The sequence below is a fragment of the Actinoplanes sp. 13 genome (genome assembly GCF_056134165.1).
Genome location: NZ_JBVYOQ010000024.1, coordinates 61,426 through 73,299 on the forward strand (window position 1 = coordinate 61,426; position 11,874 = coordinate 73,299).

At 72.1% G+C, this 11,874-nt stretch carries 6 protein-coding genes; 4 read left to right on the top strand and 2 right to left on the bottom strand.

The window, feature by feature from the left end; genetic code table 11:
- The first annotated feature begins 55 nt into the window (after positions 1-55).
- Both pgfA and AC0NH5_RS33145 read left to right on the top strand, forming a co-directional pair.
- The gene (pgfA, locus tag AC0NH5_RS33140) at positions 56-1,102 is read left to right on the top strand and encodes a cell envelope lipid trafficking protein PgfA (protein WP_474410879.1); all 1,047 of its coding nucleotides are present in this window, start codon (positions 56-58) and stop codon (positions 1,100-1,102) included.
- 177 nt (positions 1,103-1,279) lie between these two features.
- The gene (locus AC0NH5_RS33145) at positions 1,280-5,455 is read left to right on the top strand and encodes a molybdopterin-dependent oxidoreductase (protein WP_474410880.1); all 4,176 of its coding nucleotides are present in this window, start codon (positions 1,280-1,282) and stop codon (positions 5,453-5,455) included.
- Positions 5,456-5,479: 24 nt separating this feature from the next.
- Here AC0NH5_RS33145 and AC0NH5_RS33150 read toward each other — a convergent pair whose 3' ends face one another.
- Positions 5,480-9,400 carry an SCO7613 C-terminal domain-containing membrane protein gene (locus AC0NH5_RS33150; RefSeq protein WP_474410881.1) on the bottom strand — a complete coding sequence of 1,307 codons (3,921 nt, stop codon included), beginning with the start codon at positions 9,398-9,400 and terminating at the stop codon, positions 5,480-5,482.
- Positions 9,401-9,521: 121 nt separating this feature from the next.
- Entirely contained in the window at positions 9,522-10,118 is a 597-nt protein-coding gene (locus AC0NH5_RS33155) for a MarR family transcriptional regulator (RefSeq protein WP_474410882.1), read from the bottom strand.
- A 50-nt stretch (positions 10,119-10,168) separates the two neighbouring features.
- On the opposite strand from AC0NH5_RS33155, the gene AC0NH5_RS33160 reads away from it, so the two are divergent.
- Positions 10,169-10,618, top strand: coding sequence for a nitroreductase/quinone reductase family protein (locus tag AC0NH5_RS33160; RefSeq protein ID WP_474410883.1), 450 nt, complete (start codon positions 10,169-10,171; stop codon positions 10,616-10,618).
- A gap of 89 nt (positions 10,619-10,707) precedes the next feature.
- Positions 10,708-11,760 carry a hypothetical protein gene (locus AC0NH5_RS33165; protein ID WP_474410884.1) on the top strand — a complete coding sequence of 351 codons (1,053 nt, stop codon included), beginning with the start codon at positions 10,708-10,710 and terminating at the stop codon, positions 11,758-11,760.
- Positions 11,761-11,874 lie beyond the last annotated feature (114 nt).

Below are 11,874 nucleotides of genomic sequence, written 5' to 3' on the forward strand. Positions count from 1 at the left end.
CATCTTGATCACCCCCGTGTCAATACCCCCGTGTCATTTACCTCGTGGAGGCACTATGAGGTCCCGCGTCCTCGGCTCCGTGCTGTTCGGCCTCGGTGTCCTGGCGTTGGTTTTCGCCGGCGGCCTGGCGTTCGTCGTGGGCCCTACCGCGGCACAGCTCCCGTACGACATGGAGATGACGCAGTCGGTCGCCGAAGCGTCCAACGCGCGTTTCCTGCAGATCGCCGACGCCAAGGCGACCGTCGAGACAGGCAACCTGCGCTCGACGGTGACCGTGCAGCCGGACCGGCAGGCGACCGCGAAGCTCGAGGGTGACCTCGACGGCAGCGCGCTCGTCTGGCTGGCCGGCCAGGAAGTCATCCGCGTCGACACCAACGAGGTGGTCAGCGCGTACAGCACCTCGCTCGCGGTGGACCGCAAGTCGGCGGCGGCCCAGGACTGGCCGAACCAGTGGCTGGACACCGGCAACGACCGGGAGGACATCAAGTACTCCGGTCAGGTCTACAAGTTCCCGTTCGGCACCGAGAAGAAGACCTATCAGATCTTCGACCGGGACATCCTCTCCGCGCAGCCGGCACAGTTCGTGGAGACCGAGGAGATCGCCGGGCTGGAGACCTACAAGTTCACCCAGCGGATCCAGAACGCCACCCAGGTGCTCCCGAACGACCGGGTCCAGCTGCTGCTGGCGCAGCTGATCCCGGGCGCCACCGCCGGTCAGGTGGCCTACAACAACACCCGGACCGTGTGGGTGGAGCCGACCACCGGCCAGTACATCAAGGTCGAGGAGCAGCAGCAGAAGAACCTGGTCGCTGCCGACGGCCGGTCCGTCGAGATCCTCAACGCGGTCTTCACGTACACCGACGACACCACGAACCGGGCCGCCGACACCGCCCGGGAGAACATCTCGAAGCTCAACCTGGTGACGCTCTGGGGCCCGCTCGGCCTGGGACTGCTCGGCCTGATCCTGGTGATCGCGGGCGCCGTGCTGGTCACCCGCGGCCAGGGCCCGGCCGGCGTGCCGGGGCAGGGCCGGCACGCGGCGCCGGGCGGTGGTGGCGCGGCGGCGGACGATGACCGCACCGAAGCCGTCGCCAAGAACTGACGACCGCGCTGAACGGCGAACCCCGTACCACCGGCTTTCGGTGGTGCGGGTTTTGCCGTCTCCTCGGCTTTTCTTGCTCCGCGTCACAACGTCGCCGGGCCGGACGTGAGAGCCGGGTAATCCGGGACGCACCTTGAGGTGACCATCCGGAAACCGCGAGTTCCTAGCGTGAGCGACGTGGCTGTCTCCCAGGTGCGAACCGTGTGCGGGTACTGCGGCGTCGGCTGCGGCATCGTCCTCGACGTGGCCGCCGGCGCCGACGGGCGGCGCCGGGTGATCAAGGCGAGCGGCGACAAGGCGCACCCCGCGAACGCCGGCCGGCTCTGCACCAAGGGCGCAACCAGCGCCGACCTGCTCACCGCGCCCGGGCGTCTCGGCACCGCCCTGATCCGGCGGCAGCGCGGCGCCGAACCGCAGCCGCTCGACGTGGACGACGCCGTCGCCGAGACCGCCCGCCGGCTGCGCGCGATCATCGACGAGCACGGCCCGGACGCCTTTGCCATGTACGTCTCCGGCCAGATGACGCTGGAGGCGCAATACCTGGCGAACAAGCTGGTCAAGGGGTACCTCGGGACCAACAACATCGAGTCCAACTCGCGGCTCTGCATGGCGAGCGCCGGCACCGGCTACAAGCTGTCGCTCGGCGCGGACGGCCCGCCCGGCTCCTACGACGACTTCGACCACGCCGACGTGTTCCTGGTGATCGGCTCGAACATGGCCGACTGCCACCCGATCCTCTTCCTGCGGATGATGGAGCGGGTCAAGGCCGGCGCCAAGCTGATCGTGGTGGACCCCCGGCGCACCGCCACCGCCGAGAAGGCCGACCTCTTCCTGCAGATCCGGCCCGGCGCCGACCTGGCACTGCTCAACGGCCTGTTGCATCTGCTGCCGAAGGACGAGGAGTTCATCGCCGCGCACACCGAGGGCTGGGCGGCGATGCCCGAGTTCCTCGCCGACTACCCACCGGACCGGGTGGCCGAGCTGACCGGCCTGCCCGGGGACGGCATCCGCACCGCCGCCGAGTGGATCGGCGCGGCCGGCAACTGGATGAGCCTGTGGACCATGGGCCTCAACCAGAGCACCCACGGCACCTGGAACACCAACGCGCTGATCAACCTGCACCTGGCCACCGGTGCCATCTGCCGCCCCGGCAGCGGGCCGTTCTCGCTCACCGGCCAACCCAACGCGATGGGCGGCCGGGAGATGGGTTACATGGGCCCCGGCCTGCCGGGACAGCGGTCGGTGCTGGCGCCCGCCGACCGGGAGTTCACCGAGCGGGTCTGGGGCGTGCCGGACGGCACCCTGCGCACCGAGGTCGGCAAGGGCACCGTCGACATGTTCGAGCAGATGGCAGCCGGCCGGATCAAGGCCTGCTGGATCGTCTGCACCAACCCGGTCGCCTCGGTCGGCAACCGGCGCACCGTGATCGCCGGACTGGAGGCCGCCGACCTGGTGATCACCCAGGACGCGTTCGCCGAGACCGAGACGAACGCCTACGCCGACATCGCGCTGCCGGCGGCGATGTGGTCGGAGGCCGACGGCATCATGATCAACTCCGAGCGCAACCTCACCCTCGTGCACCCCGTCGTCACACCCCCGGGCGCGGCCATGCCGGACTGGCAGCTCATCGCGCGGGTCGCGGTCGCGATGGGCTTCGAAGAAGCTTTCTCGTACGGCCACGCGGGCGAGATCCTCGAGGAGATCAAACAGTTCGCCAACCCACAGACGGGGTACGACCTCGGCGGCGTCACCTACGAGCGGCTCAACGAGGGCCCGGTCCAGTGGCCGGCGTCCCCCGGCGGGTCGGCACGGAACCCGATCCGTTACCGCACCGCGGACGGTGGCCTGCGGTTCGCCACCCCGAGCGGGAAGGCGGTCTTCCACGCCCGGCCGCATCTGGAGCCCGCCGAGATGCCGGACGACGACTACCCGTTCGTGCTGAACACCGGCCGGCTCCAGCACCAGTGGCACACGATGACGAAGACCGGCAAGATCGCCAAGCTGAACCGCCTCAACCCGGCGCCGTTCCTGGAGATCAACCCGGCCGACGCGGAGCGACTGGGCATCGGCGCCGGTGACCAGGTGGAGATCGCCTCTCGGCGCGGGCGTGCGGTGCTGCCGGCGGTACTGACCGACCGGGTGCTGCAGGGCGGATGCTTCGCCCCGATCCACTGGAACGACCTGTTCGGCGAATACGTCAGCGTCAACGCGGTGACCAGCGACGCGGTGGACCCGCTCTCGTTCCAGCCGGAGCTGAAGGTGTGCGCGGTGTCGCTGACCCGGGTCGCCGCCCCGCCCGCATCCGGGGCGCCGGCCGTGTCGCCGGCCGTGTCGCCGGCCGCTCTGCCGTCATCCGGGCTGTCATCCGGCGCCCTGACACCTTCGGGGCCGTCGTCGGCTGCCCTGCCAGTCACGTCGTCGGGCGCCCGGTCCGGTGCCCCGTTCGCCGTCCCGTTCGCCGTCCCGTTCGCCGCCTCGCCCGGCGCCCCGATCACCGTGCCGTCGGGCTCGGCGTCCTCGGCGGTGGTCGCCGCGTCGGTGCACGGGCTGCTCGGACTGGACCCGGTGCCGCCGGCGCTCAGCGAGGAGCAACGGCGTTATCTGGCCGGCTTCCTCGCGGGCCTGCCACCGGGACGGTCCGCGCCACCGGTACTGCCGGAGAACGCTCCGTTCGACCGGGGCGCCGCCATGTGGGTCAACGGCTTCCTGGCGGGTGCTCTGGTCGTACCGCCGACTGCTCTTGATGGTGAAAGGGCGAGGTCCGCGGGGCCGGCGGCGGGCCGGTTGCAGATCTTGTGGGCGTCGCAGACCGGGACGGCGGAGGATTTCGCGCGGTCGCTGGCGGAGCGGCTGGCGGAGACCGGGCGGCAGATCAGCATGCTGGGGATGGACGGCGCGGCCGCCGACCTGCTCGAGCCCGGCGCCGATCTGCTGGTCGTGACCAGCACGTTCGGTGACGGCGACGCGCCGGACAACGGGAGCGCGTTCTGGCAGTCGATCGCCGGGGAGGCCGCGCCGCGCTTGGACGGCCGGCGGTACGCGGTGCTGGCGTTCGGCGACTCCAGCTACGACGACTTCTGCGGGCACGGCCGGCGGCTGGACGAGCGGCTCGCGGAACTCGGCGGAGTGCGGCTGGCGCCCCGCGCGGACTGCGAGCCCGATTATGAGGACACCGCGCGGGGATGGCTGGAGAGCGTGGTGAAGGCGCTGACGCCCGCGCCGGCGCCGACGAAGGCCTCGCCGTTGACCGTGACGTTGAGCGGGAATCGGCTGCTCAGCCTGCCGGGCTCGGCCAAGGAGGTGCGGCGGTTCACGTTCGACACGGGCGGGCGGCTGGAGTACCGGGCGGGCGACGCGCTCGGAGTGTGGCCCGTGAACTGTCCGTTGCTGGTCAGCGAGTTCCTGTCTGCTACCGGGCTCTCCGCCGATGCTCCCGTGCGGTTGGAAGGATCGGGGGAGCTCGACGGGCCGGTGGCGTTCGGGGAGGCGCTGTCGACCCGGCTCGACATCACGCGGATCACGACCGGGCTGCTGCGCTTCATCGCGGAGCGTAGCGGGTCGGCGGAGTTGAAGACGCTGCTGCGCGCCGACAACAAGGGTTCATTGGCGAAGTGGTCGTGGGGACGGCAGGCCGTCGACCTGATCACCGAACACCCGGTGCGCGCGACCGCGCAGGAATGGGTGGAGGTGCTGAAGCGGCTGCAGCCGCGGCTGTATTCGATCAGCTCCACGCCGCTGACGTCGCCGGATCAGGTCAGCCTGACCGTGTCGGTGGTGCGCTTCGACAGCCATCTGGGCCGGGGGCGCAAGGGTGTCTGCTCGACCCACCTGGCGGACGCGGGCGAGGGCGCCGAAGTGCGGGTGTTCGTGCAGAAGGCGCCGCACTTCCGGCCACCCGCCGACCCGTCAGCCCCCATGATCATGGTGGGGCCGGGGACAGGGGTGGCGCCGTTCCTCGGGTTCCTGGAGGAGCGGCGGGCGACCGGCGCCGCCGGGACGAACTGGCTGTTCTTCGGGGAACAGCGGTCGGCGACTGATTTCTACTACGCCTCAGAGCTGACCGAGTTGCAATCGGCGGGCACGCTGAACCGGTTGGACCTGGCGTTCTCACGAGACCAGCGGACCAAGGTCTACGTGCAGGACCGGATGCGCGAACACGGCGCGCAGGTGTGGGCGTGGCTGCAGGACGGGGCGCACTTCTATGTGTGCGGTGACGCGAGCCGGATGGCCCGGGACGTCGAGCGGGCGCTGCATGACATCGCGGTCAATCATGGCCGGTTGAGCCCGGAGGCGGCCACGGCCTACATCAAGCAGTTGTCAGCCGACAAGCGTTACGTCCGCGACGTGTACTGAGCCGACCGCCGACCCGCAGTGAGGTCAGCTCATCCGGCTCACCGCCTGGCGCAGACGGAGCAGATCCCGGCGACGTTGTTCCATCGTGGTCGCGATCACCAGCAGAAGAACGCCGCCCAGGGCGAGCGGCGCCCAGCGCGGGACCAGGTCCCAGAACTGGACCACCTCGTGCAGAGCCATCAGAGTCAAGGCGCCGCCGCCCACCACGACGGGCGCCTGTGCCCGGACCCGTGCTCCGAGGATCAGCACCACCAGGGCGCCCACGCCGAGCAGGAGACGGCGACCATACTCCGGGTCGGGACTGTTTCCGATCACCGCGAACGTGGGCAGGAACGCAGCGCCCAGCGACGGGCCGTACGTCGTCCACGAAGGCAGGCCGGGCCGTTGCCGCCGGGCGAGCCACCCGGCGGCCAGCGCGAGCGCCGCGGCGGGAAGCGTGTAGACCTCGGGGATCCCGACGTCCCGCGACATCAGGAACAGCCACCACCCGAGCAGGACCACGACAGCGGCGGCCATCGCGTACCCGAACCTGCTCCGCCGGTTCACCCCTGGCAGCATGGCGCGCACGACCAGCACGACGGACCACAGGGTGCAGATCACTGCGGCCTGCTCGAGGCCCCCTGCGAGCAGGAGCGCCACCAGCGCGGTGGAATGCGCGACCGCCGCGACGGCGTGGGCCTCACGGGGTCGGCGCCGGGCGAGGACCCGATCGAGGCCCACGATGACCGCCGCGGCGCCAAGCATGCTGCGGGAGATCCCGGACTCGGCCGGCCCGATGGTGTCAGCCGCGGTATAGGTGACCACGCCCACTGACACCGTCCCGATGACCCACGCGACGATCCGGGCCGCCTCCTCACGCCCGGCCACGCCGACCGCGGCGGAGGTGACCACGAGAAGTCCGAAAGCAATCAGCGTGCCGCTGTGCGTCGGCGTAGCACTCGCCACACCCACCACCGCCAGCCAGGCCGACACCACCACCAGCACCGAGGATCCGACCGCGACCACCGGCAGCAGCGCCGCGGCGACAAGTCCGGCCAGCCCGGCGACCAGCGTGGCGATCGGCGTGGCCGGCCAGCTCGCCCCCGCCGCGGCGAACGTCAACGGGACCGCGACAGCGACCAGAGGCGCGGCGGCCCACGCGGCCGCTCCGCACCGCGCCACCCAACCACCGGCTGCCACCCGACCGCCGGCTGCCACCCGACCGTCGGCTGCCACCCGACCGTCGGCCGCTATCTGGCCCCCGGCCGCCGACTGACCCCCGGCCGCTACCCGACCACCGGCCGCCGACTGACCCCCGGCCGCTACCCGGCCGCCGGTCGCCGACTGGCCGCCGGTCGCCGCCCGGCCGCCTGCCGCGACGGCTGAGCCTGCTGCGACGGCTGCGGCAACCGCTGTCATCAGGAACGCGGCGACGGTAGACCAGGCAACCGGCGAGGGATCCGGATCAGGCCCGGACCAGACCCGGGTCAGCTCGCGCAACGGCTCGACCAGCACCGCTGCGAGATCGGCGCCGGCCGTGATCAAGAGCATGACGGCCGGGAGCAGGGCAGCGGGCAGAGCGCCGACACCGAGGGCGTCCACCCGCGGCAGCGTGGCAAGCAGCAGCAGGGCGCCGGCCGCGTACAGGGACACCGGATCAGGACCGGCTACAGCCCATACGGGACTGACGGTCGTGAGGAGGAGGGTTACGGCCAGCGTGCTCCGCGCGTACCCCGGGAGCACCCGAGCGACCGCATGAGCGCCGGCGACGATGACAACGACCACCGCGAAAAGCGCGCGAACCTGTGTCGCGGGCGAGGCGCCGGCGGCGATGAGTGCCTGCCAGACCGCCGCCGGTACCGCCACCAGCCCCACCACCCACGCCACCGTGGCCGCTGTGCCCGCCGCGGTTGCGCCGTTGCGCGCGACATAGTGCGCCAGCACGCCGACGACCAGGCCGGTCAGAGCGAGCGCGGCGGAGACGGCGGCGCCCACGCCAGGATGTCCGAGGCCGACGATCACCGCATGCCCGCCCGCGACTCCGGCGAGAGCGAGGCGGAAGGCGACCACCGCGCCGGCCCAGGACGCGACGGCGGACACCCGCCCGAGCGGTGTGGTCGGCGTCGTGCCGTGCTGCGGAAGAACAGCCTGCTCCGGTCCGAGCGGCGCGGTCTGCGTCGTGCCGTGCTGCGGAAGAACAGCCTGCTCCGGTCCGAGCGGCGCGGTCGGCATCGCGCCGCGCTGCGGGAGGACAACAGGCGCCGGGCTGGGTGGCGAAGTGGTGGTGCGCGGCCTGAGGAAGACGGCCAGGGCGAGCGCGACGGCAGCGGTCAGCACGCCGACCGGGGCGGCGGTCCACCAGGGCAGCCGGAAGGCCGCGGGCGCGAGCAGCGCGGTGGCCAGCAGGGCGGTCAGAGCCAGGTCCGTGCGGGTCCGGGAGGGCAACAACATGAGGTACGCGCAGACGACGGTCAACGCAGCCGCGACCGCCTGCCAAGACGTCCCCGTGACGACGGTGTCCCACGAAGCGCCGTGCAGGATGTCGGCGGCCCGGACGCTGCGCTCGGCGGCGAACAGCACTTCGATCACGACGCCGATCGCGGGGACGGCCGCCACGAAGTGCGCGCCGATCCATGGACCGCGGCGGACGGCAGCGGGCAGCAGCGGGCGGGCGACCAGCACCGCCGCTGCCAAGACGGCCGCGATGACGGCGAGGCTCAGGAGCTCCGGCCACAGCCGGACGGCCGGGCCGGCGACGGCGATGCCGAGCGCGATGACCAGCACGCCGCCGGTGAGGGACTGTGCGACGCGATTGCCGGCCAGCACCGCTGTGCCGACTCCGGCAAGGCTGACCAGCACCAGGGCCGCCCCGGCGAACCCGGCCTCCAGCGCGTTCCGCGCGGCCGGCAGCTCGACGATTGCCAGGAGCCCGGCGAACGACGCCGCCAGGCCGCCGCAGACGTAGGCCAGCACGCCGATCACGTCGCCGGTGAAGCGGCTCGGGCGGAGCTGGAGCACCGCCACGTTCATCACGGCGACCCCGGTCAGCGTCAGCGACCAGCCGACCGCCTCGATGTCTTGGGAAGCGGCGATCAGGGGCAGCACCGGCTGGGCGATGACCAGCGCGGCGATCCGTGGACCGGTGAGCCCGACGAGGCGGCTGTATCCGAGAGCTGTCCCGGCGACCACTGCGCAGACCCCGGCCGCGTACGCCTGCGGGGGCGAGCCGGTGACGCCGAGGAAGTCGACGGCCCAGGCCGCATACCCGTCCAACAGGATCATCAGCAGACCGACGGCGGCGAGGGTCTCCGCGGCGGCCGTGAGTCCGCGCCTCGCCGCGAACGGTGGCACCGAGAGGACGGCGACGGTCGCACCGCCCAGCAGCAGGGCCCGCCCGGTCACCCCGACCTGTGCCCAGGCCACCGCGGTGAAGACCGCCGCGGCGACGAGCAGCAGGAGGCCGCCGAGCGCGAACAGGACGTTCTGCACGGTGAGGGTGGTGAGCTTGGACTCGACCGGTGCCGGCGCTGCGAAAGGCGGGACCGGGGCTCCGATCGGCGACACCGGCGTCCCGGGCAGCGGAGCCGAGGCACCGGGATGTGGGAGTGATGTGCCGGGCAGCGGGGCAGGCGCGCCGGGACGCGCCGCCGGCGGGGCGGGGGAGGTCGCCGGGGCCGTCGCCGGGGACGGAGGCTGCGGGGGAGCGGCCGCCGCGTGGACCGTCTCCTGCACCCGGAAAGCGGCCGCGTTCCGCCGGGTGCCGGTTTCGAAGATCTGCCGTTCCAGGCCGGCCATCTCGGTCCGGACGGCGTGCAGCCGCTCGTTGAGCCCGGCGATCTCCGCGTCCAGCCGGAGCACTTCGAGCGCGTCGGCGTCCGGGCCGCGCCCGCAGGACGGGCAGCCGGTCTGCGCCGAGGCGACGGCACCGCAATGCGGGCAGGGATATGACGACGGTGCGGCGGTCACGGGCTGATCCAGTGCTCGTCGGGTGGTGGTGGAACACAGTTTCCGGCACGCCTGCAACTCCTCCTGGCTGCGGACGGCTGCGGATGAAGGGTCGCCATCCTGATGTGGGCGGCAGAGGTGATCATGAGCGCGCCGTGCGGGTCTCTGGCGCGGTCTCGCGGTGGGCGCGGATCCGTTCGGCGTGATCGAGCTGGAGGCGACGGCCGATCCGGAGGAACCCGGTGATGAGCGTCAGCTCGGCGGGGGAGTAGCGACCGAGCAGCTCCCGGCCGGCCTCGCCGATCGGACCGTAGATCCGGTCCAGCGTCCGGCCGGTGGGCGCGGTGACGGCGACGACCGCCCGCCGCCGGTCCGCCGGGTCGACCTCGCGGCTGAGGTGGCCGGCGCCGGCCAGTCGCTGGATCGCGGCAGTGGTGGCGGCCGGGCTGAGCCGGGCGGCGGCCGCCAGCGCGCCCGCGGTCATCGTCCCGGCGGCGGCGACCAGGCCGAGGATGCGCAGGTCGGTGCGGTTCACCTCGAGCAGGGTGGCGGCCGCGTCGTCGACCTCGTCGGTGGCCGCGCCGAACTCGGCGGCCGCGTCCGCCGCGGCGGCCAGGATCTCGGTCGGCGAGAGGTCGGCCGAGGAGGACTCCGACCGGGCACCGGCGGGCGCGAACCATCGGTAATCCACCGTCCGGCGGGCCGGCGGGCGATCTGCTCCAGGCGATTGCTTCGACACTCGAAGGAATATACAGTGTGCGAAAGCTTCGACGATCGAAAGGATTTCAGATGGCGGGGCCGACAGTGGGGCTCCCGGGCTGGCTGCGCCATGCCAACCGGGTGGTCCGCTTCCTGAACAGGCTGGGGCTGCGGCTCGGCACCATCCATGTGCTCACCGTTCCCGGCCGGCGCACCGGTGTCGCGCGGCCCACCCCGGTCTCACCGCTGACCGTCGACGGTCGGCGCTATCTGGTTGCCGGGCTTCCGGAGGGCGACTGGGCGCGAAACGTCCGCGCGGCCGGAAAGGGCGAGCTCGCCTCCGGGCGGCGGCGGAGTGCGGTGACGCTGGCCGAGGTGACGGATGCGGAGGTGCGGCGGTCGGTGATGCGCGCGTTCCCGGTCGAGGTGCCCGGTGGGGTGCCGTTCTTCGTGCGGCTGGGCCTGGTCGGCAAGGGTGATCCGGACGAGTTCGCCGCGGCCGCCGACCGGGTCGCTGTCTTCGAGATCCGGGACGGATGATCCAAGGGTGCGCGCTGGTCGAGGCCAGGGTTGCTGGCACGTTGGTCGATCCCAGGGAAAGGCTCTTTATCCGGACTTATGGTTATGCGATGGGGATGCTGAAAACGAAAGTCGTCGCTTACACCGCCGGATTTCCGGTCTCACTCGCGCTGTCAGCCGGCATGGCCATGCCGATGGTGGTGGCAGATGCCGCCGTCACCGCGCGTTCTGCCGCGGCGGCCCCGGTCGTGCCGCGGGACCTGAAGGACGCGCTGCTGGCGCTCGAAGACCTGCCGAAGGGCTATTCGGTTCTGGACTTCGATCCGAGCGATGCTCTTGCCGGGGTTGTCGATCCCAGCCAGACGAGCAGCGACCCGTGCCGAGCGCAGGACGCGATCGACCTCGACGACCTCGCTCCGGACACCGATCTGACTCCGGACACCGGCCAGGGGCCGGTGGTAATCATCAGGCCTGGTCGGCCGAACTGGCCCGATCGGCCCGGCAGGCCGGATCGCCCGGGCTGGCCTGACAGCAGGCCCGACCGCCCCGGCAAGCCTGACGGGAAGCCCGACCGCCCCGGCAAGCCTGACGGGAAGCCCGACCGCCCCGGCAAGCCTGACGGGAAGCCGGATCGGCCGGGTCGGCCGGACAAGCCCGCGCCTGAGCAGCCGGGTGGGCCGACTCTGGTGCCGGACCTGACTACGGTCGTGGCGCCGACGATGGCGCGGACGGTGGCGGCTGATGGAAAGCCGGCGGGGCGTGCGGCGGAGGACCCGGAGCTGGTGGGGGTCGGCTTCATCAAGGGCACCGAGGGTCCGGTCCTCATGCACACCATCGTCGATGTCGGGCGCAGGCAGGCCCGTGCGCTTGTCGAGCAGACGCGGGAGGTGCTGGAGCGCTGCCCGGACGTGGAGACCGACACGGTGCGGATCGAGCAGGATGACCTGCCCAGGTTCCCGGAGCTGGGCGACGATTCGGTCGCTGTGAGCATGACGATCACGCTCAAGGAGGACGACTACGAGATTTCGGTGGACGGCAAGCTGGTGGCTTTCGCGCTGGACGGCGTCTATTCCACGGTGGCGCTGGTGGGTCTGCCTACGCCGAGTACCAGCGAGCTGAAGAAGGCCGGCAAGGCAGCGGAGCGCAAACTCGAGCGTGGCTGACCTGCGCGCTCAGCGTAGGCGGGTGCGGCGCGGTGCCGGCAGTGCGGGCGGTGCGGTGCGGCGGTGCGGCGGTGCGGGCGGTGCGGTGCGGCGGTGCGGGCGGCGCGGCGCGGT

What these genes read in the sequence shown, in the direction of transcription:
- pgfA (WP_474410879.1), top strand. Translation starts at nt 56, where the DNA reads ATGAGGTCCCGCGTCCTCGGCTCCGTGCTGTTCGGCCTCGGTGTCCTG.
- AC0NH5_RS33160 (WP_474410883.1), top strand. Translation starts at nt 10,169, where the DNA reads ATGGCGGGGCCGACAGTGGGGCTCCCGGGCTGGCTGCGCCATGCCAAC.
- AC0NH5_RS33165 (WP_474410884.1), top strand. Translation starts at nt 10,708, where the DNA reads ATGGGGATGCTGAAAACGAAAGTCGTCGCTTACACCGCCGGATTTCCG.